Here is a 21,905-nt window from a genome sequence, read left to right on the forward strand (position 1 = left end):
GGTCAGCCTGATTTTGTGGCAGGCTTTAGCGCAGCCGCTGCCCGTTCTCATCAAACAGCAAGCAGTGCTGCGGGGGGATAGCTAACGTCACCTGGCTTCCCAGTTCGCGCTGCTCCACCTGCCGCTCCTCCACGACCAGCATCTGCTCACTGCCGATATTGAGGTAAAGATAGTTGGTGTGCCCCAGCTGTTCACAGTAGGTTAACTCTGCGCTGAAGTGCCCCGGACCAGCTCCGGTCGCCGGCTGGACGTGTTCAGGGCGGATGCCAACGCGCACTTTCTGCCCCTCACGGCAGGGAGCACCGATGCTCATCGTCAGAGACTCAATGCCCGGCGCGGACAGACGCAGCTGAATTTCTCCCTCTGCGATGGCGGCGATCTCAGCGTCAATAAAATTCATGCGCGGTGAGCCGATAAAACCGGCGACAAAGAGATTGTCAGGGTCGTGATACAGCGCCAGCGGCGTTCCCGTCTGCTCGATGCGCCCCTGACGCAGCACCACAATACGGTCGGCCAGCGTCATCGCCTCCAGCTGATCGTGGGTGACATAGATCATGGTGTTACCCAGTGACGCATGCAGGCGGGCGATCTCAATGCGCATCTGCAGGCGCAGCTCGGCATCGAGATTAGAGAGCGGCTCATCAAATAAGAAAATACGCGGCTTGCGGATAATGGCGCGACCAATTGCCACGCGCTGGCGCTGCCCGCCCGACAGGGCGCGCGGCAGGCGATCCAGCAGCTCGGTCAGATGCAGTTTGCTGGCGGTTTCGGCAATCGCGCTGGCAATCTCCGCCTTTGGCCGCCTGGCGACCTCCAGCGGATAGGCCAGATTACCGCGCACCGTCATATTCGGATAGAGCGCATAGGACTGAAATACCATCGCGATACCGCGCTCGGTAGCGGGGCGGTGAGTCATCTCCTCGTCATCAATCAGCAGCTGGCCGTGGGTGATCTCCTCCAGCCCGGCAATCATCCGCAGCAGCGTTGACTTACCGCAGCCGGAAGGGCCGACAAACACCACAAACTCGCCGCTGTCGATCGTCAGGTCAATGCCTTTGATCACACTGATAGCGTCGTAAGATTTTTCAACGTTCTGCAGGCGTAAACGCGTCATGAACTGCCTCACTCAAAGTAACTGGCCCATATAGATGGCATGACTGCGCAGCAGATGCCGGAAGCCCAGGCGCTGATAAAAAGCACAGACCTGCTCATTTTGCAGGCTGACACCCAGATGAACACCGGAAACGCCTGCCGCCCGCAGAGCGGCCAGCTGATGCTCAATCATTTTGCGTCCCCAGCCGCCTTTCTGCTGCTCTGGCAGCAGGTTGATATGCAGATGCGCAGGCCACTGACCAACCAGTTCTGCTGCCGCCGCATCGGGATGGCGGATACTGTGAAGCAGATTGGCGTCCAGCGGAGCCACAGGCTCGCGGTGGCGGTACTGCTCCTGCAGGGCTGGCCACCAGGAGGCCGTGAGCTGCGCTTCAAAGGCGCGCGTATCGGGCGCGGCCACCACGTAACCCTTCACCTCACCCCCCACGTCCAGCACAAAGGCAAAATCAGGTGCAAAGCGGGCATACGGCACGGCAAATCGCTGGCCGGGGTACTCCGGGTCGGAATAGAGCGCGCTGGCATCCTGCCCGGCATGGGCAGTTTGCAGACAGATGCGGTAGAGCGCCGGAACGTCGGCGGGCGTGGCAGCCCGGATCACAGGATCGTTATTCATCGTCAGTTCTCGTTGGTCAGCAGATGAGCTGTTTCAACGTTAATGAATGCCAACTTAGTTTTCAAGGTGAAATAATTGCGTGACATCACAAAGCCGGGCGGTCAGCGCCAGATTTCGTTGCCCGCCGGGGTGCACGACAATAGCATGCACGCCTGTACGCTGCCGTTCGTGGGCCTGACGGGCAGGGAAAGGAGCGGGGTTAGGCCCGTAATATATGATTTTCATATGATAAAACAGTAATTTAGTTTTCGGCCTCTCTGACAGTGCAACCGTCTGTCACACAGGGAAAAAGCGGAGGCATCACGTCCCTTTGCCCATTTTGACGCGACTCCATGCTGAAACGATGCCACAGGGGCTGTTTTACTGCCCGCCTTCACAGTACGGAAATTCAGCGCAGAGCGTGTTTGACTTTATTTTCCTGTTAAAGTAAGTATGAAGGGGTGCGTTAACGATCGCAGCTTCAGTCTGCAGGGTTGGCAGATGTCGAGATGAAAGGATGCCCATTCCGAGATGGAGAAACCGAGCATTATGTCTAGTTCATCCGTTCGTTCGTCCCAGTTCCGCCCCTGCTGTCGTCTGCTTACCCGTCTGATTGCCGGGGCCGCGCTGGCAGGGTGCATGGCGCACAGCGCCGCTGCCGTCACTCTCAATGAATGGGATATCTACAACTATCCGCAGCAGACCGCCGCCGTTGATGAGGGCATTAAAGCGTTCTCGGCGAAAAATCCGGGGATTGTGATTAATCGCTCCGTCCACTCTTTCGAAGATACCCGCATTCCGCTCAAACTGGCCTTAACCGCAGGCGACGGGCCGCAGATTGCCCAGGTCAATCAGGGCGGGGGCGATATGGGCTCGCTGGTGAAAGACAAACTGTTGCTGCCGCTGGACGGCTACGCCAGCCGCTACGGCTGGACGCAGCGCTTTCCGGACTCCATCCTGAAGCGTAACCGCTGGTCAGACACCGGAGACTTCGGCAGCGGCAGCCTGTACGGCGTCGCCAGCCTGGGTGAGATGGTCGGGCTGTATTACAACAAAGCCCTGCTGGATAAAGCCGGGATCGCCGTACCGAAGACCCTGCCTGAGCTGGAAAGCGCCATGGCGAAACTGAAAGAGCAGGGCGTGGCCCCGATGATGCTCGGCCTGCTGGATGGCAATATGGGCCAGCAGATGCTCAGCGCCCTGTGGCAGACGCAGATCGACAGCAAAGATCGTAAAAAACTCGATGACCTGATCTACGACGTCGGCGGCACCTTCCGGGATGACAGGCTCAGCAAAGCCGGGGAGATGGTGAAAAGCTGGAACGACAAGGGCTGGTTCTTCCCCGGCTTCCAGGGCATCGGCAACGATGACGCCGCCACGCTGTTCCAGAACGGCCAGTCGGCCTTCCTGATCAGCGGCACCTGGTATCTCGGTCAGTTTAAAGATAACAAAGACATTCACTTTGCCGCGATGCCGGCGGGCGCTGGGGTGCAGCACCCGCTGATGGTTGGCGGCACGGATTTAGCGTTCTCCGTCACCAGCACGGCGAAGGATAAAACCCAGCAGGAGGCGTCAGCGAAATTCATCGACTACATGGTGTCAGACGACATGGCCGACCGCTGGTTAAAAGCCGGGTTCCTGCCTGCCAGTTCGAATAAGAACGCCCAGGTTCCCGCCGATAATCTGCTGCTGAAAGAGGCCTGGCAGGTGTGGTTAACGCTGAATGCGCACGACGGACTGGGCCATTACGTTGACTGGGCCACGCCGACCATGAACGCCGAGCTGAACCAGAATGTCCAGCTGCTGCTGGGCGGGCGTCAGACCGTCGATAAAATGGTGGCCAACTTCGATGACAACTATCAGCGCTACCTGAAAAGCATGAAGCATTAAGCCGCACCGCCCGGCAATCCTGCCGGGCATACCAACGTTCTGGCCTGTGAGTCTGTTTATGTTGAATCTGAGTCCCTGGCGTAATTTTCTCTACCTTCTTCCTGCGGTGCTGGTGTACGGCGTGTTTCTGCTGCTGCCGCTGCTGGCGTCGCTCGGTATCAGTTTTACCGAATGGGACGGCACGTCGTCGCCGGTTTTCGTTGGTATCAGTAACTATCTGCGCATGTTCAGCGATCCGGTCTTCTGGATTGCGCTGGGCAATAACGCGCTGCTGATGCTGTTCTACACGCTGCTGCCGATCGCCATTGGCCTGATGCTGTGCAGCTTCCTCAATGACCTGCGCAGCAACACCGAGCGCAGCCTGCTGCGTATTCTCTTTTTCCTGCCCTACATTATGCCGATGGCGGTGCTGGGGGTGGTGTGGCGCTGGCTGTATAACCCGGCTTTTGGTCCCATCGACCAACTGCTGCGTGCGATTGGCCTGCCGCAGCTGGCGCTGTCCTGGCTGGGGGATTTTACCTGGGCACTGCCGGCCGTCGGCATGGTGGCCACCTGGTATTTCTTTGGCTTCTGTCTGGTGCTGTTTATGGCGGGCTTACAGCGTATGGACCCCTCGCTGCTGGAAGCGGCCGATCTCGACGGTTCGTCAGGGCGGCAAAAGTTTATGCGCATCACCCTGCCGGGGTTACGTCCCGAAGTGCGCATCGCGCTGCTGTTGACGGTGATTGCCAGCCTGAAAACCTTCGACCTGGTCTATGTAATGACCCAGGGCGGTCCGGGCACCTCCACCATGGTGACCAATATCTTTATGTATAAGCAGGGCTTTGACCTGCACTATTTCGGCTATGCCTCATCGGTTGCGGTCTTCAGTATGCTGCTGGTATTACTGATTAACTGGCTGATTCATCTGGCGTTAAAGGAGCGTTAATCATGCAAAATACGCCGCTGGGTTCCCGTGCGCTGATCTGGGTGGTGGCGCTGATCACCGTTCTGCCGTTTCTGCTGGCGCTGCTGACCTCATTTAAAACGCAGATGGAGCTGTTTCAGGGGGTGTTTACGCTGCCCGGATCGCTCAACGTTAAAAATTACATCACCGCCTGGCAGCAGGGGCATTTTAACGTCTACTTCCTTAACTCCGTGCTGGTGGTGATCCCGGTTGTGGCGTGCAGTATTTTTCTCGGCATTCTGGCAGGGTTTGGTTTCGCCTGGCTGAAGATCCCAGGGAAAAAGGTGATTGCAGCCATGTTTGCGCTCGGTATGGTGCTGCCGGGTGAGGCGTTTATCATTCCGCTTTATCACGAGCTGCGCTGGATGGGGCTGACCAATACCTATCTGGCGCTGATTATCCCGCAGATTGCGCTGTCGCTGCCGTTTACCACGCTGATGATTGCCAGCGCCTTCCAGCAGGTACCGAAAGAGCTTGTGGAAGCGGCAGTCATGGACGGCGCCTCGCGGGTGAAAATCCTGTGGGGGCTGCTGGTGCCCGCCATCGGGCAGACGCTCTCCACCCTGGCGCTGCTGCTGTTTATCTGGACGTGGAATGAGTTTTTAATGCCGCTGATTCTGGTCAACAAAGACGAGCTGCGCACGCTGCCGATTGGCATGATGCTGTTCCAGAACCGCAATACCATTGATATTCCGGTGCTGATGGCGGGCGCGATGATCGTCATCCTGCCGCTGATGGCGGTGTTCTTACTCTTCCAGCGTAAATTTATCAGCGGCGTAACGGAGGGTGCGGTGAAGTAAGCCATCAGGCACGGTGCTTCTCCAGGCGGATATCACCGTTGCCAACATTCGTTTCATTCCGCCACCCCAGATGACGGTAAAAAGCCGCGGCACGGGTGTGTTTACCCGTCTCCAGCCACAGGGTTTGATGCTGGCTGAACAGCGCTTCTTCCGCCATACCGACCAGCTGTTTGCCAATCCCCATGCCTTCCCATTCCGGAAGGACAAACGCGGCAAACAGGCAGGCCTCCTGCGGAATAATCATCGAAAACCCAACGATCTGCCCCTCGTCCGAGGCAACCCAGGCGCAGCAGGACGCCTGAATCATCGCAGAGACCGACGCTTCGGTGATCCCCAGATCCATCATTTCCTCGCGCGTGAGAATATTTTCCCGTACTGAGGTTCGCACCGTAAATAATCCGCTGACATCAGCGGGCATAGCGCTTCTTATCTGGACAGACATAAAATTTTTTCCGCTTCCGGTTAACGGCATTTTTCTTTTCTGACAGCCGCCGGGTAGCTGTACTCAGCGCAATGATCGCTGCGAAGGTGGTGATATTCTGCCACAATACGCTAAGAAAATATGGCTGTTGATGTTCGCTTATCAATGAGGAGATGGCTATGCCGGAAATTATGCCTGCCCGCTGTCACTGCGGTGCGGTAAATTTTAACGTTAAGCTGATCGACGGACTGAACAGCGCCCGCCGCTGCAACTGCTCTTTTTGCCGTATGCGCGGTGCCGTGGTGGTCTTTGCTTCAGATCTTGATGTGAGTAAAGGCAAGTCAGCGCTGACGGAGTACCGGTTTAACAGCCGGGCGGTGGCGCACTACTTCTGCGCCGTATGCGGCATCTATACTTTCCACCAGAGCCGTTCAAATCCGCAGCAGTACGCCGTCAATGCCGCCTGTCTTGAGGGCGTGTCGCCGTTCGATTTCGCCGAGCTTAAGGTGACGGACGGTATTAACCATCCAAAAGATGGCGGGGCAGGCGGCGTGGCGGGGACGCTCTCCTATACCCCCACGCCGCCGGACGATCACTGATAGGTCATGGTAAAGGTGGCGTTGGCATCTGCCTTACCCGGCACTATCTGCGCGGCCGTCTGGATATAGCGCGCCTTGAGGGGAATGTCATAAGCCCCGTCTGCGCTGGTGGTGGCAATCGTCATGCGGGTGCCGAGAGGTACCGGAGCACTATTATACAGCAGCTGTACGCCCACGCCGCTGGCGCTGTCCGGCCCCGGGTTATCCAGTTTCAGTACGCCGTTGGCGGCATTCTCTGCGCCGGCACTGCCGGGGCTGATGGTCATTTTAACGTTGGTGGCGGCATCACAGTTCAGAATGCCGCCAGCTTTTTCCTGAAAAGCTACCTGGCTGACCGCTTTAAAATCGCCAATATTTTACCGATCCCGCCGCTTAAAATGGCAATGGCCACCAGCGAGCAGAACCGCGTGCTGCTGTCGATTATTGACAGCGGGCTGCTGGACATTTCCCCGCAGACCATGGACGCCCAGCTCAGCGGCTGGCAGCTGCGCTTTACCCTTGAGCGTCTGAATGCCTGGGGACGCTATCAGACTCTGATTGTTGCCTCGGTGGCCTCACTGATTGTCATTGCCCTGATGCTGGGCTTCTTTTTCTGGCGTAACCGACTGCTGAAAAACAACCTGGCCGTACAGCGGGCGCTGCGCCACAGCCTGCAGGAAGCAAAATCGCGCGTGGATAAGATCAGCGAATCGAAGAGCGTTTTTCTCTCGCAGATGAGCCATGAAATACGTACGCCGATGAATGCCCTGATTGGCCTGCTGGAGCTGGAAAACCAGGGTAGATCCACCCCGGAACAGCGTAAAAATAATATTGCCGTCGCCTGCGAATCCGCGCGCTCCCTGCTGATGCTGCTGGGGGATATCCTCGATATGGCGAAAATTGAGTCAGGCACCGTCAACGTGCGCAGCCTGCCGGTTTCGCTGTCGGAGATCCTTAACAGTATCAGCACGTTGTTTCGCTACAGTGCCGATGAGAAAGGCATTCAGCTGGTGACAACGCTGGAAGTGACCGACGATACCATTCTCTTCGACCCGGTGATGCTGAAACAGATCCTCTCTAACCTGCTGAGTAACGCCATTAAATTTACCTCACAGGGTGAGGTGGAAGTCGCGATTTACCAGGCGGCTAAGCAGCCCGGCGATCGCGGCGACTATGTGCTGGAAGTCTGTGATACTGGCGTGGGTTTAACGGCACAGCAGCAGCAGGCAATTTTCGAACCGTTTGTTCAGGTGGAAAGCAGCCGGGCGACGCAAAGGGGCACCGGGCTGGGGTTGAGTATCTGCCGTCAGCTCTCCGGGCTGCTGGGCGGTACGCTGGACGTGGAAAGCACGCCGGGAGAGGGCACCAGCTTTATCTTCCGTTTTTCCGCGCCTTACTGGCACAGGGAGCAACAGGCGGCTCTGCCATTTACGCCCGTCACTGGCCCGGCGCGCTCTGTTCTGATTGTCGACGACCATGCGCCTAACCGTCTGCTGCTCAGTCAGCAGCTGGCCTTTGCCGGTCACCACTGCATTGCGGTAGAAAATGGTGAACAGGCGCTGCAAGCATGGCTACAGGCTCAGCCTCCGTTTGACCTGGTGATCACCGACTGTAATATGCCGGTGATGAATGGCTTTGAGCTGGTAACCCTGCTGCGGGAGAAGGAAAGGGCACTTGGCCGCGATCCGCAACCGATGCTGGGTTTAACCGCGATGGCCGAGCAGGAAGTGCTGGCCAGGGCGAAACAGGCGGGTATGACCGCGTGTCTGTTCAAACCGGTCGGGCTGGCGGCGCTGCTGGCGAGCATTAATCAGATGCCGCTGAGCGACAGGCCTGACGCCGCGATTGACCCGGATATTGTTCTGACGCTGGATAAGCTGGCGCAGTCGCAGCCAGAGACCTTTAATCAACTTATCGCGCTGATGCTGAGTCAGAACCAGCAGGATCGGCAGGCCTTACTGGCCGCACTGGCACGGCATGACTACCCGCAGGTTAAGCAGACCGCGCACAGTCTGCTCGGCGGTGCGCGGCTGATTCATTGTCTGCCGCTGGCAGAGGTGTGCCAGCAGCTTGAGCAGGCCGCCGCCGCCGGTGACCCCGAGCGGATAGCAACCCTGGCAGAGGCCTGTATCGCAGAGATTGATATCCTGGAGGTCGGGCTGGAGCAGACGCTGCGCAGACAGAAGTGATAAACCAGGCGTTGTGATTACATTTTCTTTGGTGCTTGTATCTGATATACAGGCAGTTAACTCATTACTCTCTGCATTCAGGTTCTCCTTATATGGCAAAGATTTTTATTGTTGACGATCATCCTGTCTCACAGCTGGCGGTAAAAGTCATGGCCACGTCCAACGGGCATGAGGTGATCGGTACCTGCAATAACGGGCGGGATGCACTGAAAGAACTGAAGCAGTGCCATCCCGACCTGGTGGTGATTGATATTGATATTCCGCCGCCCAACGGGCTTGATGTCATCAAGCGTCTGCGTGCGGAGAATTTCCCCGGCGGGATACTGGTCCTTTCCGTTCACAGCGAACAGCACTTTATTGACCGGGCCCGCAGTGCGGGAGCCAACGGCTACATCAGCAAAAATAACGATCTTGACCAGCTGGTGGACGCTTTCAAAGCGATTCACAGCGGGTATGAGTTTTTCCCGAGGCGGGCATCAGCAGAGCACAGCCCCGCCCCGCCCCGCAGGTCTCTGAGGAGATGGCGGTTGGCACGTTATCAAACCGCGAACTGGAAGTGCTGGGCTATCTGGCCAGAGGGGAGATGCTGGTCGAGATTGCAGAGAAGCTGCACGTCAGCAATAAGTCGGTAAGCACCTATAAACGTCGCATCATGACCAAGCTGGGGTTAAGCAAAACGCTTGACCTGATTGATTTCGCCAAGCGTAACAATCTTTCCTGACCCGACCAGCAACGGATAAAAGCGTTTTTTCTGCAAAAATAACGGAATATAGAATGAATAAGGTTGTGATTTTATTATTAGCAGTGACCTCTTTTACTGTTATGGCGCAGGCGAATGACAGCGTCATTAAGCCCGTACCTTTTATTTCGTTGAAAAATAACAGCGAACAGTATGCCAGCATCTGCCGGGCGAACGGAGTGGAATGCACTGATAAAACAAAGATATGGAAAGAGAAAGGGGCAGAGGACGTTTTCTATCTGACGGGGCCATCGCTTGAGCTGATAAAAATACGCTCGGTGCAGGGTGCCTATATCAAACAGGGGCAGTGGGATTTCAGTGAATACCATGATAATGGCAGCAGCCCTGACGATGAGCTCACTAAAGAAGATGTTTATATTTACCCTGCGTTATATCCCTTAAATAAGACCCGGCAGGCGGTGGCCCTGGTAACAAAATGGTCTACGGGATATTCCGGCGGCGGACGTTCAGCAGAGTACGCTGATTTCCTGATGCTGAACGATGATGGTTCTTATCGCACCGCATTTAAGAATATTTCTTTCTTCTCGAGTGAAATGATCAGGGCCTGTTTTTCTGAAGAGGACTACGCCAAAAAATCACACTGCCACGATGAGAGCTGGAGTACCCTGAGCCTGAAATTTATCGATGAAGGCAAAGCGTATTACACGTGGAAGTTCATCACCAAATCATCCGACTGGCCGTCGTTTACCGAGCGGTCCTCCGCGACGGTAGAGACCCGTGAACAGGTAGCTTATCCTTTTCAGTCTGAAGGGCAATAATGAAGCATGAGCTCTGGATAGAACCCGATAACTGTCAGACATGAGGCAGGACGCAGATCCCGCCTCTGATTCCGTCTACCCGAAGGTTGCTCAGACCATCATTCTTTTCATCGCCATCCGGTGCCCCATGCGGAAGAACACCAGGCCGGCAACAGAAAAGCCGATCAGGGCAATAAACATCACCGGCGGTGGGGTATAGCTGAGCAGGAATCCACACAGTACCGGGTTAATCGCCCCCCCGATATTGCTCAGATTCTGCATACCGTAGTAGCTGCCTTTCATATTTTCCGGTGCGATGAAGTCGATAAACATATATTCGACCGGGATCACAATCAGCTCGCCAAAACTGAAAATCACCATCGCTATCATCCACAGCAGCACCGAAGGGCCCGCGAGCATAAATCCGGCCAGGCCGATAATGAAGAACAGCGTTCCGAAAAACAGCCACCTCAGCAGATTATCCTGCTTCATTCGGCTGCTCATCACGTACTGAAAGGCGATAACAATCGTCGCGTTGGTGATCATGATGGCGCCGATCACTTTATAAGCGTAAGCAGCATCAGCGATGATAATCAGATACTGCGACAGATAGCCGGTGAACTGCCCGAACACAATCGAGCCGAAGGTACTGCCAAGGGTGAAATAGACCAGGCAGCGATCGCGTAGCAGGATGCCTAACGTCTGACGCAGGTCAGGTTTTGCCAGCGGTTTAAGTTCGACATCGTGACGCGGCGGGCTGTTGGGGATATGGCGTAATCCCACCATCAGCGCGATGACCGTGACCAGCGCCAGACTACCGGAAATAATAAACGGCAGCTTCGGGTCAAAGCCCGCCAGCCAGACGCCCAGGGATGAACCGACGGCCCAGCCTACGTTGATCAGCGTGTAGTTCATTGAAAAGGCTTTAACGCGCTTTTCCACCGGCAGCCAGGCGGCAATGCAGGCCTTAATGGTGATACTCAGCAGGGCATAGGACGCGTTGAGCAGGGCAATGACAATCACCACGCTGCTGACTTCCGGCAACAGCGGCAGCAGGAAAAAACTGAGCGCGAACAGACTGATAGAGACACCAATTAACGTGCGGTGGCTGAAGCGGTCAACCAGATAGCCGCCGTAAAGGCTGCTGAAAATACCAATAGCGACACTCGCCCCCATGATAATGCCGACACTTTCAGGCAGCAGGTGATAGTGCCCGGTCAGGTAAATTGTCAGAAACGGCAGGGTGACGCCACGGCCGATAGTCAGCACCAGTGAGCCAGCAAGCAGGGCAAGAATAATGGGCGGCATTCCTTTCATTTAGATCACATTCATCCATCAAATTATTAACAACCAGAGCCCTTACTTTACTCTTTTATTGAGGATTTTTTGTATCGTTAAGGTACACAACATCTGAGTGTAAGACAGAGAAAACGCTACAGAAATATCTTATTTCAGTGGGGAATAGGGCGACTGCCGTCAGGCAGGATCCCTGCTCACGTTTTTGCATGGCGAAAGCAGGGAATAGTATTATTTTTTACGCGTCAGTGTGATGCGGGTCAGCTCTGACGGTCGTCCTAACCTCACCGCCATTCCTGGCCACAGCCCGGTGCCGTTGTTAACGTAGAGCTGCATACCGTCGACATCGTACAGACCGGACACGAAGCCACCGTTAGGTCTGGCAAACAGGCGGTCAAATCCGGCGATCAGGCCGCCGTGCGTGTGGCCGGACAGCTGAATATCGACGCCGTGCGTGGCGTTTTTACGTGCGTTTCGCGGCTGATGATCGAGTAACACCACCGGCGCGTTTTCAGGTGCGCCTTTCAGTGCCTGCGCCAGGTCCGGGCCATCCGCACCGCGCGCTGACGCGGAAGCGTCGGTCAGCCCGGCAATCACCAGATTGGCCGGGCCGCGTGCGATAACAGCGTGGCGGTTGAGCAGGGGATTCAGCCCCAGCGAGGCCAGATACTCCGTCCAGGCTTGCTGTTCAAAGAAATACTCATGATTGCCGGTGATGGCCAGTATCCCATCCCGTGCATGCAGCCCGCGCAGCGGTTCGACGTCCTTCCTGCGATTTGCCAGCGTGCCGTCAATCACATCTCCGGTCACCACAATGAGATCCACGTTCAGCGCGTTGGCCTGTCTGACCAGCTCTGCCGTCCAGCGGGCGTTAAACAGCCGGGTAATGTGTAAGTCGGTGAGCTGAAGAAGCTGGTAACCTTCGAACGCCTGAGGTAAACCGGCAACCTCAAGCGTCACGTCTTTCAGCGCAGGAACGCGGATGGCCTGCTGAACGCCATAGGTGGCAAAACCGATGGCCAGCAACGCCGCCAGGTAGCGAACGCCGGGAATAATCGTGACTGGGTGTCTTAAAAGCAGCGAAATCAGCGTAACTGCGTCGATCATCAGCTGCGCGAAGGCAAGAAAAAGAACGACGCAGAACGCCCAGTTGAACAGGATAATCGCCGTTCTCGGCATCTCCGGCGAAAATATACTGCCAGAGGTGAAGCGGCTGACTAACAGATACTGAGTGGCGAGCAGAGCAAGCAGCGACAGGACTATTTTTAATGCTAACGGCAGGGAGAGCGGAACAATAAAGCGGGCAATAACATACCAGCCCGGCAGGCTGAAAATAAGGTGAAACATTGTCGATTTTCCCTTTAGAAAAAACTGCACTGACCGGGTGGCCCGGTAAATTACGAAAAAGGTATCAGATCGGATACCATTACACAGTACACTCCTGAATGAGATAAAGATTAACCCTGGAGAGCGACCTATGAGTAATGAAGTACCGATTAAATTTTACGACATCGCCGATGAGTACTCGACGGAAGCCGCCACGCCGGTCAACGAGTCAGACCGTGAACCGCTGGCGCGTTATTTCCAGCTGCTGATCACCCGTTTAATGAATAACGAAGAGATCAGTGAAGATACCCAGAAAGAGATTGCCAGCGAAGCGGGGATTGACGAGCAGCGGATTGATGAGATCGCGACGTTCCTGAATCAGTGGGGCAATGAGTAAACTGAGTTAAAAGCATGATGGCGTCGTTGCTGAAGTCTTGCAGACGCCATTACTGTTTACGCCGACAGCGCTCTGAGCATTTACGCACCTCATCCCAGTTCTTTTCCCACTTTTTCCGCCAGCTAAAAGGGCGTCCGCACACGGTACAGATCTTTGTCGGAAGTTCGCTTTTTTTCAAAATGACTCTCCGCAATCAAGTTTATTCAGTAGCCTCTGACCACGTTCCCACAGCGCCTGGCGCTTAGACTCCGTCTGGCGGTCGAGGTTTTTATACGTCATCGCCATGCGGTGATTTGTGCGCAGCAGCTCGCCGTGCCGCATAATGAAATGCCAGTAAAGGGCGTTGAAAGGACAGGCATCATCTGAGGTGCTTTCACGGACGTTATACGCGCAGCTACTGCAGTAGTCAGACATGCGGTTTATGTACTGGCCGCTGGCACAGTAGGGTTTAGACCCCAGGAAGCCGCCGTCGGCATGCATTACCATACCGAGGGTATTGGGTAACTCAACCCAGTCGAAAGCGTCCATATAAATGGCAAGATACCATTCGCATATCTCCTCCGGGGCGATGCCCGCCAGCAGCGCAAAGTTGCCTGTCACCATCAGCCGCTGAATGTGGTGAGCATAGGCATATTCAAGGCTCTGGCCGATGGCCTGGCGCATGCAGTTCATCTGCGTTTTGCCGGTCCAGTAGAACTCCGGCAGCGACCGGCTGTTAGCAAACGCGTTGTAGCCGGCATAATCAGGCATCTTCAGCCAGTAGACGCCGTGAACATACTCACGCCATCCGATCAGCTGGCGGATAAAACCCTCGGCCGCATTGAGCCTGATTCGGCCAGACTGCCAGGCGGACTCAACATCGCGGCACAGTTTCCTGAAGTCCAGCAGACCGATATTGAGCGCGGCGCTGATGCGCGCGTGAAATAAAAAGGGCTCATCAGTGGCCATCGCATCCTGATAGTCGCCAAACCCGGCAAGACCATAATCAAGAAAATACTCCCACAGCGACTGTGCATCAGCGTGGGTTACCGGATAATCGAAGACATCGATGGATCCGTAGTGGCTGGCAAAATGTTTGCGTACCAGCTGAAGTACATCCTGGGTAATAGCATCTGCACTGAAGCGGGCAGGATAGGGCGCGGCAACGCCTTTCTTCGGCAGAGCCTTGCGATTGTCTGCGTCAAAATTCCAGCTGCCGCCCACCGGAGTGCCGTCGCTGTTCATCAGCAATCCGCTTTTCTGGCGCATCTCCCGATAGAAAAACTCCATACGCAGCTGTTTCTTTTCTTTTGCCCAGTTGGCGAACGCCTCACGAGAGCAAAGAAAGCGCGTATCTGAATGCCACTGTATCAACAGGCCACACGTTTTAAGGGAGTGCTCCAGACGCCAGTCGCCACATTCCGTGATATGCAACTCATCAGGCTTCAACAGCGACTGCCAGCGTAGCAGTTCCTCCGGCACTGAACCGGCATTCTGCGGGTCATCAAGGCTGACATAATGTACGCAAAAACCCCGCAGCTTGAGCGCGCTGGCAAAGTGGCGCATCGCACTGAAGATCAGCGCAATTTTTTGCGGATGATGCGGTACGTGGCGCGCTTCCTCCATCACTTCAACCATAAGAATGGCATCACGCTGAGCGTCCAGCGCCGTCAACGAAGCCAGGTCAAACGACAGCTGATCGCCCAGTACCAGACACAACCGGCGGGTGTTATTCATTCATCAAACCTTGCAGTAAAAAGAGAGCCGCTCTCTGAGCGTGGGGCATGAATCAGTATGTATCAAGATGTGGAAAAGTGAAGAAGATGGCAACAGATGACGTTAGCGGTGTATCGGCCATAAGTGGACAGATAGCAACAGCAGAATTGAGCTACGGGCACTTAGATGCGCATAATGTATATTATGTTAAATTAGATATCAGGTTACGGACTGGTCAATAAGTCCCCCATAACCCGGCAATCAATGGCTCTCCTCACCCACTGATTGCACCTCACCGGCTACGTCCCATACGTATCATTTCACCGTTTATCAATGACAGTTCAAACGGTTCCCAGCCTCCTGGCGGATCCCACTCGCCATCACCGTAAATGATCCCGTCTTCAATCGCGTGAATGACGACGCCATCAATCGCACATCGACAGGATTTCCAGACAATCCCTTCTGTGATATCCACCAGGAAAACGTAGCAGTAAGTCGCCACGAGAAACTGGTCATGCAGCCTGTCCGAAGTAATATCAGGTACAGAGTAAATATGACCAACCCAGTCACTGAGTGGCAGACTCCTGACGTTGCCTGTGGCCAGTTCAAAAATATGAAGATGGTCGCCGCAGATGATGGCGATGTGTCGATCGTTGCACAGCAAGCCGCAGAATGCGCTGGAGATCAAAAAGCCGTCTTCATCGGCGCGGATAAATAATTGCAGAACCATAACCGGCTCACCGTTTTCACTGATGAGCACCCTTCTGTCTTTTTCACCTAAATGGGCAAATGGATTGATGTTCACAGTATCAATATCGTCAGCCTCAACGTCAGTGATGCCCCGATCAATCAATCTGGCCTGATATCTCATTAATTGTTCCCAATCCCATTAGATCACACGTTTTTTTTGGTGACGCTACGTGAATTCTACGCACTTATCAGGGGTGTGATACACAAAAATTCACGTAGCGTTATCCCGCTGAACATCCTATGTCACCGGAACCACTTCGCCGTTAAACGTATGCGTGCAACAGCGGCAATGCACTGGGACATCTTCTGCTGTAAATTCCGGATTTATCTTTTGCAGCAAGCCATCATCATCAATGCATAACCCACTGAAATAACTTGATTCTCCGTAGCGTACATAGCTGGTCCAGTCTTTACGATGCCGCTTTACCATATAGAAAATCGGTTCAGGCGTGTCAAGTCGACTTACTGCTTCCTTATATACATCATCCCAGCGCTGACCAACTTTACTCAGCAGGAATTTATACAGCGGCGTATAGTCGCGCCCGCGTTCAAGTTTGCCATGCATTCCTTCACGCATTGGCAACTCCTCATCTACAGCCTGCTTTTTATGTCGTTCCCACCGATACTCGCCGCCGAAGTGATTTTGTACCTGACCCCATGTGGTGGTATTCACTTTGCGATAGAGCATTTTTATTTTACCCGCACGATGAATCTTCACTGATAACCTCAATGATCGGTTGCTGATGAAAACGAAACTGTTAAAGGCGAATCAACATCACTCACCGGCTCTGTCGGGCGGGTGGAAAGTGATTTAAATTCTGACTGAAAGTGATTTTCAGGTAAGTTTTTCGCAAGCGTGGTGAAATAGGTCTGCTTTTGCCATTGTGCCCGGTCACCTATGACATACAAGCGTTCCTTTGCTCTACTCACTGCGACATTGAGCAAATTAGGTCGGCTGGCAGCCCATTGTCTGGCTTCGGGTTTCTGTATATTGCCACCCAAAACAAATATCACCACGCTGGCCTCTTTGCCCTGAGTGGTATGCACCGTGCCCGTTTTCCTGGTATCGAATCCCAGTTCAGCAGCAAGACGGCGTAGTTTAACGGCACAATCCCTGAACGGGGAGATCAGGAAAATATTCTCCGATTGAACCTGATGGGCATCCCTCAGCTCGAGTAAAAGCTTCTTAACTGCCTGGCCTTCTTCTACAATCCAGTTTCCCTCACAGTTCTTACCCACAACGTCTATCCAGCAACTTTCGGGTAATAATGTGGCAGTCTCCTTCTTTCCCTGCACCATTAAGCCATCGTAAGCGACTCTGTTGCTGACGGTAAACATGGGGTCATCACAGCGTCGGTGAACCCGTAACGGGCAGCCAACCCAGACAGACCCTTTATTCTGATCCGGGAGAAGGGTTCCTAAGTTCATACTCTGGTCAGCCAGAACCTGCGCCGATACTTGACCTGGCCACCAGGCGGATGGCACACCATAATGCCTGGCAAGAGCGCCCTCAACAATCGAAGGAATTCCACTGACAGGTTCCAACTGTTTAGGGTCACCGACTACCACTGTTCTGGCCGCACGCCAGATAGCACCGGCAGCCTGCTGAGGCAGCGCCTGACCAGCCTCATCGATCAGCAGCCACCCTATCGCTTCCCGACTAATATTCTTAAACATGCGGGGAATAGAGGCAAACGTCGTGGAAATTACCGGAACGATTAGAGACAGAGAATCGAGTGCTAGTTCAGCCTGTTCTTCTGGTAAATGTTTTCCCTGTAGCCAGTTACTTGCCATGTGAATATTGCTAATGATCTGTTTCGGATGGTTTTCAATAAACGATCGGTGAACATCCAATGCGGCCAGAAAGAGATCTTCCCTGGCAAGACGCCAGTCTTCCTGGGCCCATGGTGCTGATTTTTCCCTGACATCATCAGGCGCATCAGTGATTGGCCAGAACCCTTGCGTCGCTGATTTAACCTGTTCAACCTGGGCCTCTGCTGATTTAAAACTTTCGCTGCTGGTAACGTATGCACTATCAGCCTGTTGTAACTCCAGCCCCAGTGCAAAGATGGTTTTAGAAGCATCAACCTGCTTCATTTTTAATGTCGCTAATGCTGACTGCCGTGGACTAACATCATGCCGGATAGCATCACATTCCAGCGTCAATCGATGATACCGATCCCACCATTCCCGATGGGAACGCCCCAGGCTTGCAAGACCTGCCAGCAGGCCAGGCTTATTTGACTCATGCTGTTCCAGTCTTTTTTCAGCCGCATTGAGTTGACCAAACTGGTCTCTGCAAATATCTTCCAGTTGCAGAATCTCTGCCTCTAATGCAGACAGAACCCTGCGAGCCTGTACAAGCCGGGTATTAATCAAACCTTGCAGCTCTATGGTTTTATTAATTTCGCTGCGCAGTGCATTGATCTGTTCATACAGTCGTGAGTATCCGATCAGCTTCTGGCGATATTTTATTTCCCTTTCCTGTGATTTTTTAAAGCGTGAGACTGCATCAGAAAATTGCATGACAGGTGCCCTTTTCCCATCACGAATCATTCTGAGATGATAAAAAAGCCCTTCACCTAAATGAGGGCTAAATATATCCGGTGGCGGTGAATTCTCATTCTTATCGTCCTCTGGTTTGCGCCACCAGAAAACGTTCATAAATTCGTCCCGATTCCCTTTGTTACCAAGTCTGGCAGCCAGTAGCCCCCAACCAGGCTTACCAATCAGCTCAGAAACCAGATCTGCAAAATAGTCACTTTTGCCAGCAACATTTTTTGGTACTGCTTCTTCACCGGGCAGTTCAAGAGAGATATTCTCCACCGCGCCATTATTAGCTGAGGCAACAACAATAGCCGATTTCTTTATCGCTGCATGAAGTGGATAATACGGGATCCAGCGGTCACCGAGCTTGATGGATTTTTTTTCAAAAAATACATCATCTACGTGATCGATCAATTTAATTGCCCGTTCGGTAACGACAGCGGCAACCACATCACGAAGTAAAGTGGTTTTCCCTGTTCCCGGAGGGCCATTAACCGCGAACAGGCCTGACTGGTCGGCATGACGCCGCCAGATTTCGTTGACGGCTAACTGTTGGCTGAATGCCAGTGGGTGTTGTGAGGGCCATGCGCCGGCCGGGGGCTGTGTTGGCAACAGTCTTTTAAAGGCCAGGCTTAACCCCTCTGCGGAACGGATATCAACTCGCGGTCTCTCAGGCTCTGAGATAGCACTCATATACTCAGCGAACCCGGGTCCAAAATCTTGACGTTGCCATATCTGCCCGAGGTGGCGTAATTCCTTGATGAAGAAACTGTTTAATAAGTCGTCAGGGACGGCAATAGCCTGATTTTCTTTTTGTTCTGTTTTATTCAGATGCCGGACAGCACTTGTTCCGTTGAGTTTTTCAATATTCTTATCCGGTACAGGTGCTTTAACCTGGCTGCATTTTACAAGACAGGTGACTCTGCTGTTGATGACTGCGCGTGGGAAATAGGTTTTTTCAATCACCAGGTCAGCCAGCTTTAATATCCAGGCGGGATCGGCTGCTAATTTTTGTTGCTGCAAGCCAACTGCTTCATCCGCTATCCATTGCATAAGATGCTGGGTTAACAGATCGAAATCTGTAAAACCACTATCAATAAAAGGAATAAAATCGCCGGCAGGCGTCAGGTCAGATAAGTCCGCGGAAATACTCTCTTCCAGAGTATGAACGCCGTGCTCATGATGTAAAATCTGCCCGGCAGACCATACGGGAAGTGACAGCATGAATGACTCAAACTGCGGGATGCCAAGTTCATTAAAGCTGATATCGAAAAGCCGGCTGCTACCTTTGTCTCTGTCTTCGAAGACTTTTTCATGCGTGCCTATTTTTTTTTCAAGCAGCCGGGAAAGTAAAGAGAGATCGTAAACAGTGCATTGAGCCGTATAGCGCCAGACTTTATTATAAGGCAGTGGTTTATGCATATGTTTCGCATCATGCCAGGGAAGATAACCTCCTGGGCTAATCTTATATGCCGGATTTAACGGGTCATCAGGATTGTCTTTATCGAGTTGCTGTGGAGTTAAAGCCTCAACGGCTCTCCAGAAAGGGAAAACTTGTTGTACCTGCTTATAATGTTGGATCAACTGAACCTCACGCTGCCGATCTGCTGCCCGATGTAGTGTAAAAACAGCAATATTCCCTGGAATTACGTCTGAATATAACATACAAAACAGCATGATAGATAAACTATACTTATCAATAATATAATCAATTAACTTACGTAAAGAAATAATACCCCTTTTAAATTATTGATGAATATAACCGTTTAACAGATAGCCAGGGGCAACGTCAGATGAAACCGTTCATATTTCATTACGCGGCCCGCTAAAATCAAGAGCACCCTGCCCCCATCCATTGACTTTGTCCCGGATAGGTTGAGAATGATCCTTTTCTTATAACCATCAGAAAAAACCGGAGTTTATCATCGCCCGTTGTCGTTATCTTTCCTCTGCCGTGAGGGTTAAAAAAGCGGGCGCGTGCCTGGTCGCCGCCGCGCTGTTACTGGTCAGCTGCTCTTCCGGGCCGCCAAAATCGCTGGTCACACCGTTTCCCCCGGTGACAAAACCGCCGTTGCCGACGCAGCCCGCACACAGCCAGCAGCCGATGCGCGGAGTCTGGCTGGCGACGGTATCGCGCCTCGACTGGCCGCCGGTATCCTCGGTGAATGTCAGCAGTGCGGCGCTGCGCATCAGCCAGCAGCAGAAAGCCCTGACGGACAAACTGGATAAACTGAAAAGCCTCGGTATTAACACCGTGTTCTTTCAGGTAAAACCTGACGGCACCGCGCTGTGGCCGTCAAAAATTTTGCCGTGGTCGGATATGCTGACGGGGAAAATCGGTCAGGATCCGGGTTACGACCCGCTGCGGTTTATACTGGATGAAGCGCATAAGCGCGGCATGAAAGTCCATGCCTGGTTCAATCCCTACCGTGTCTCCGTCAATACCAGGGCCTCCACGGTTGCAGAGCTGAACCGCACGCTGTCGCAGCAGCCCGCCAGCGTCTATGTGCTGCATCGCGACTGGATCCGCACCTCCGGCGACCGCCTGGTGCTCGACCCCGGTATCCCACAGGCTCGCGACTGGATCACCAGCATCGTGGCCGAAGTCGTGGCGAACTATCCCGTCGACGGCGTGCAGTTCGATGATTATTTCTATACGGAATCCCCCGCTTCAATGCTCGACGACAGCCAGACGTTCAGACAGTATGGCCAGGGCTTCAGCAGCAAAGCAGACTGGCGGCGGCACAACACGCGGCAGCTGATTGAGCAGGTATCGCGCACCGTCAGACAGTTAAAACCCGGCGTCGAATTTGGCGTCAGCCCCGCTGGCGTCTGGCGTAACCTCTCGCACGATCCGGCCGGTTCAGACACGCGCGGCGCCGCAGCATATGATGAGTCATTTGCCGACACCCGTCTCTGGGTGCAGCAGGGTCTGCTGGACTACATTGCCCCACAGGTGTACTGGCCATTTTCACGCCAGGCCGCGCGCTATGACGTGCTGGCAAAGTGGTGGGCCGACGTGGTGAAGCCGACTAAAACCCGCCTCTACATTGGTATTGCGCTGTATAAAGTGGGCGAACCGTCGAAGAACGAGCCTGACTGGACGATACAGGGCGGCGTACCGGAGCTGAAAAAACAGCTGGACCTGAACGAGTCACTGCCGGGAGTCAGCGGTACGATCCTGTTCCGCGAGGACTACCTCAACCGGCCGCAGACCCAGGAAGCGGTGCGCTACCTGAAAAACCGCTGGGGTGATGCCACCAGCACGCATTAACCTCATGCCCATGACCCGCCGGGGTACACCCTGCGGGTCCTGCCTTCCCTGCTCTCTTCCCCTCGAAATTTTCTACCAGACTCCGTACTGAATGCATGCAAATGTGTTAACAGACGGCGTAAACGTTGCGTTATGTGTTTGGTAAACGTCTTAATCTGGAAGGCAGCCGGAACACATTCACCAACGGGAATCACTGCAATGAAAGTGCAAAAAATTGAACAGCCTGCCGCCATTGAAACGATGGAATCCTGGGGAACGGTAGCGGGCCTGCCGGGTACGGGCGCGATCCCTTTATCAGGGATTCAGATAGCGATCCCCGGTAAGGAAGACATTGATACCGGTATTTTTGAATGCGGCGCGGGCAGCTATCGTCGCGGCGTGAAGCAGGCAGAGGTGATGCATTTTCTCAGCGGTTCGGGATCCTTCACCCCGGACGGCGAAGCCACGCTAACCTTTAAAGGCGGAGACACCCTATTCTTTGCGGCGCATACCGAGGGCACCTGGGTGGTCGAAACGCCGATGCGCAAACTTTATGTTATTTTTGATGCACAGCCTGAGTAGACTAATAACGAAACTCCCTTGCCGCGTGTCCGG

22 protein-coding genes are annotated in these 21,905 nt (G+C 53.9%); 10 read left to right on the top strand and 12 right to left on the bottom strand.

All coding sequences use genetic code 11. The annotated features are described in order from the left end of the window. Window positions 1-25 precede the first annotated feature (25 nt). Window positions 26-1,114, bottom strand: a complete 1,089-nt coding sequence (locus ABEH87_RS03750; RefSeq protein ID WP_346574008.1) for an ABC transporter ATP-binding protein — start codon at window positions 1,112-1,114, stop codon at window positions 26-28. 12 nt (window positions 1,115-1,126) lie between these two features. Beyond that, window positions 1,127-1,726, bottom strand: coding sequence for a GNAT family N-acetyltransferase (locus ABEH87_RS03755; protein WP_346574010.1), 600 nt, complete (start codon window positions 1,724-1,726; stop codon window positions 1,127-1,129). 528 nt (window positions 1,727-2,254) lie between these two features. On the opposite strand from ABEH87_RS03755, the gene ABEH87_RS03760 reads away from it, so the two are divergent. From ABEH87_RS03760 to ABEH87_RS03770, 3 genes are read left to right on the top strand one after another with little or no spacing between them, the layout of a single operon-like run. Next, window positions 2,255-3,595: an extracellular solute-binding protein gene (locus ABEH87_RS03760; protein ID WP_346574012.1), complete on the top strand. Its 1,341-nt coding sequence runs from the start codon at window positions 2,255-2,257 to the stop codon at window positions 3,593-3,595. A gap of 58 nt (window positions 3,596-3,653) precedes the next feature. After that, a complete protein-coding gene (locus tag ABEH87_RS03765; RefSeq protein ID WP_346574014.1) occupies window positions 3,654-4,523 on the top strand; it encodes a sugar ABC transporter permease in 870 nt (289 codons plus the stop codon). Window positions 4,524-4,525: 2 nt separating this feature from the next. Beyond that, window positions 4,526-5,341 (top strand): carbohydrate ABC transporter permease, encoded by an 816-nt coding sequence (locus ABEH87_RS03770; protein ID WP_346574016.1) that lies wholly within the window; start codon window positions 4,526-4,528, stop codon window positions 5,339-5,341. 4 nt (window positions 5,342-5,345) lie between these two features. Here the strand turns inward: ABEH87_RS03770 and ABEH87_RS03775 are convergent, their stop codons facing one another. Further along, entirely contained in the window at window positions 5,346-5,729 is a 384-nt protein-coding gene (locus tag ABEH87_RS03775) for a GNAT family N-acetyltransferase (protein WP_346574018.1), read from the bottom strand. Window positions 5,730-5,941: 212 nt separating this feature from the next. On the opposite strand from ABEH87_RS03775, the gene ABEH87_RS03780 reads away from it, so the two are divergent. Next, complete coding sequence (locus ABEH87_RS03780; protein ID WP_346574020.1) at window positions 5,942-6,361, top strand: GFA family protein; 420 nt, start codon at window positions 5,942-5,944, stop codon at window positions 6,359-6,361. On the opposite strand, the gene ABEH87_RS03785 is transcribed toward ABEH87_RS03780, so the two are convergent. Next, window positions 6,355-6,627 (bottom strand): fimbrial protein, encoded by a 273-nt coding sequence (locus ABEH87_RS03785; RefSeq protein ID WP_346574022.1) that lies wholly within the window; start codon window positions 6,625-6,627, stop codon window positions 6,355-6,357. The two genes, ABEH87_RS03780 and ABEH87_RS03785, sit on opposite strands and share 7 nt — an antisense overlap. Window positions 6,628-6,738: 111 nt before the next feature. Between ABEH87_RS03785 and ABEH87_RS03790 the strand changes: the two genes are divergently transcribed. Continuing rightward, a complete protein-coding gene (locus tag ABEH87_RS03790) occupies window positions 6,739-8,529 on the top strand; it encodes an ATP-binding protein (RefSeq protein WP_346574024.1) in 1,791 nt (596 codons plus the stop codon). 128 nt (window positions 8,530-8,657) lie between these two features. Here ABEH87_RS03790 and ABEH87_RS03795 read toward each other — a convergent pair whose 3' ends face one another. Next, window positions 8,658-8,975, bottom strand: coding sequence for a hypothetical protein (locus ABEH87_RS03795; RefSeq protein WP_346574026.1), 318 nt, complete (start codon window positions 8,973-8,975; stop codon window positions 8,658-8,660). Window positions 8,976-9,049: 74 nt separating this feature from the next. Between ABEH87_RS03795 and ABEH87_RS03800 the strand changes: the two genes are divergently transcribed. Together ABEH87_RS03800 and ABEH87_RS03805 are read left to right on the top strand one after the other, a co-directional pair. Further along, window positions 9,050-9,250, top strand: a complete 201-nt coding sequence (locus ABEH87_RS03800; RefSeq protein ID WP_346574028.1) for a LuxR C-terminal-related transcriptional regulator — start codon at window positions 9,050-9,052, stop codon at window positions 9,248-9,250. 53 nt (window positions 9,251-9,303) lie between these two features. Further along, a complete protein-coding gene (locus ABEH87_RS03805; RefSeq protein WP_346574030.1) occupies window positions 9,304-10,047 on the top strand; it encodes a hypothetical protein in 744 nt (247 codons plus the stop codon). A 90-nt stretch (window positions 10,048-10,137) separates the two neighbouring features. Here ABEH87_RS03805 and ABEH87_RS03810 read toward each other — a convergent pair whose 3' ends face one another. Further along, window positions 10,138-11,343: an MFS transporter gene (locus ABEH87_RS03810; protein WP_346574032.1), complete on the bottom strand. Its 1,206-nt coding sequence runs from the start codon at window positions 11,341-11,343 to the stop codon at window positions 10,138-10,140. 210 nt (window positions 11,344-11,553) lie between these two features. Then, window positions 11,554-12,669 (bottom strand): metallophosphoesterase, encoded by a 1,116-nt coding sequence (locus ABEH87_RS03815; protein WP_346574034.1) that lies wholly within the window; start codon window positions 12,667-12,669, stop codon window positions 11,554-11,556. A gap of 130 nt (window positions 12,670-12,799) precedes the next feature. Here ABEH87_RS03815 and ABEH87_RS03820 point away from each other — a divergent pair, with 130 nt between their 5' ends. Then, entirely contained in the window at window positions 12,800-13,045 is a 246-nt protein-coding gene (locus ABEH87_RS03820) for a DUF2543 family protein (protein WP_346574036.1), read from the top strand. A 49-nt stretch (window positions 13,046-13,094) separates the two neighbouring features. Here the strand turns inward: ABEH87_RS03820 and ABEH87_RS03825 are convergent, their stop codons facing one another. The 5 genes from ABEH87_RS03825 to ABEH87_RS03845 form a co-directional block, all read right to left on the bottom strand. Next, entirely contained in the window at window positions 13,095-13,223 is a 129-nt protein-coding gene (locus ABEH87_RS03825; protein ID WP_346574038.1) for a DUF2256 domain-containing protein, read from the bottom strand. Next, window positions 13,220-14,761, bottom strand: a complete 1,542-nt coding sequence (locus ABEH87_RS03830; RefSeq protein WP_346574040.1) for a cryptochrome/photolyase family protein — start codon at window positions 14,759-14,761, stop codon at window positions 13,220-13,222. Before ABEH87_RS03830 ends, ABEH87_RS03825 begins: the two co-directional genes overlap by 4 nt. A gap of 271 nt (window positions 14,762-15,032) precedes the next feature. Further along, window positions 15,033-15,611 (bottom strand): hypothetical protein, encoded by a 579-nt coding sequence (locus tag ABEH87_RS03835; protein ID WP_346574042.1) that lies wholly within the window; start codon window positions 15,609-15,611, stop codon window positions 15,033-15,035. A gap of 117 nt (window positions 15,612-15,728) precedes the next feature. Further along, entirely contained in the window at window positions 15,729-16,208 is a 480-nt protein-coding gene (locus tag ABEH87_RS03840) for a hypothetical protein (protein ID WP_346574044.1), read from the bottom strand. 8 nt (window positions 16,209-16,216) lie between these two features. After that, on the bottom strand, window positions 16,217-19,702 hold the full coding sequence (locus tag ABEH87_RS03845; protein ID WP_346574046.1) for an AAA domain-containing protein: 3,486 nt from the start codon (window positions 19,700-19,702) through the stop codon (window positions 16,217-16,219). A 259-nt stretch (window positions 19,703-19,961) separates the two neighbouring features. Here ABEH87_RS03845 and ABEH87_RS03850 point away from each other — a divergent pair, with 259 nt between their 5' ends. Further along, complete coding sequence (locus tag ABEH87_RS03850; RefSeq protein WP_346574576.1) at window positions 19,962-21,311, top strand: glycoside hydrolase family 10 protein; 1,350 nt, start codon at window positions 19,962-19,964, stop codon at window positions 21,309-21,311. A 198-nt stretch (window positions 21,312-21,509) separates the two neighbouring features. After that, the gene (locus tag ABEH87_RS03855) at window positions 21,510-21,872 is read left to right on the top strand and encodes a cupin domain-containing protein (RefSeq protein WP_346574048.1); all 363 of its coding nucleotides are present in this window, start codon (window positions 21,510-21,512) and stop codon (window positions 21,870-21,872) included. The last annotated feature ends 33 nt before the right edge of the window (window positions 21,873-21,905 follow it).

This window comes from Erwinia sp. Eh17-17 (genome assembly GCF_039675725.1).
Taxonomy (GTDB): Bacteria; Pseudomonadota; Gammaproteobacteria; order Enterobacterales; family Enterobacteriaceae; genus Erwinia.

Coding starts and splice junctions, on each gene's coding strand:
- ABEH87_RS03785 (WP_346574022.1), bottom strand. CDS start 6,627: ATGACCATCAGCCCCGGCAGTGCCGGCGCAGAGAATGCCGCCAACGGC.
- ABEH87_RS03765 (WP_346574014.1), top strand. CDS start 3,654: ATGTTGAATCTGAGTCCCTGGCGTAATTTTCTCTACCTTCTTCCTGCG.
- ABEH87_RS03805 (WP_346574030.1), top strand. CDS start 9,304: ATGAATAAGGTTGTGATTTTATTATTAGCAGTGACCTCTTTTACTGTT.
- ABEH87_RS03755 (WP_346574010.1), bottom strand. CDS start 1,726: ATGAATAACGATCCTGTGATCCGGGCTGCCACGCCCGCCGACGTTCCG.
- ABEH87_RS03835 (WP_346574042.1), bottom strand. CDS start 15,611: ATGAGATATCAGGCCAGATTGATTGATCGGGGCATCACTGACGTTGAG.
- ABEH87_RS03855 (WP_346574048.1), top strand. CDS start 21,510: ATGAAAGTGCAAAAAATTGAACAGCCTGCCGCCATTGAAACGATGGAA.
- ABEH87_RS03770 (WP_346574016.1), top strand. CDS start 4,526: ATGCAAAATACGCCGCTGGGTTCCCGTGCGCTGATCTGGGTGGTGGCG.
- ABEH87_RS03810 (WP_346574032.1), bottom strand. CDS start 11,343: ATGAAAGGAATGCCGCCCATTATTCTTGCCCTGCTTGCTGGCTCACTG.
- ABEH87_RS03830 (WP_346574040.1), bottom strand. CDS start 14,761: ATGAATAACACCCGCCGGTTGTGTCTGGTACTGGGCGATCAGCTGTCG.
- ABEH87_RS03750 (WP_346574008.1), bottom strand. CDS start 1,114: ATGACGCGTTTACGCCTGCAGAACGTTGAAAAATCTTACGACGCTATC.
- ABEH87_RS03820 (WP_346574036.1), top strand. CDS start 12,800: ATGAGTAATGAAGTACCGATTAAATTTTACGACATCGCCGATGAGTAC.
- ABEH87_RS03760 (WP_346574012.1), top strand. CDS start 2,255: ATGTCTAGTTCATCCGTTCGTTCGTCCCAGTTCCGCCCCTGCTGTCGT.
- ABEH87_RS03780 (WP_346574020.1), top strand. CDS start 5,942: ATGCCGGAAATTATGCCTGCCCGCTGTCACTGCGGTGCGGTAAATTTT.
- ABEH87_RS03790 (WP_346574024.1), top strand. CDS start 6,739: ATGGCAATGGCCACCAGCGAGCAGAACCGCGTGCTGCTGTCGATTATT.
- ABEH87_RS03815 (WP_346574034.1), bottom strand. CDS start 12,669: ATGTTTCACCTTATTTTCAGCCTGCCGGGCTGGTATGTTATTGCCCGC.
- ABEH87_RS03800 (WP_346574028.1), top strand. CDS start 9,050: ATGGCGGTTGGCACGTTATCAAACCGCGAACTGGAAGTGCTGGGCTAT.
- ABEH87_RS03845 (WP_346574046.1), bottom strand. CDS start 19,702: ATGTTATATTCAGACGTAATTCCAGGGAATATTGCTGTTTTTACACTA.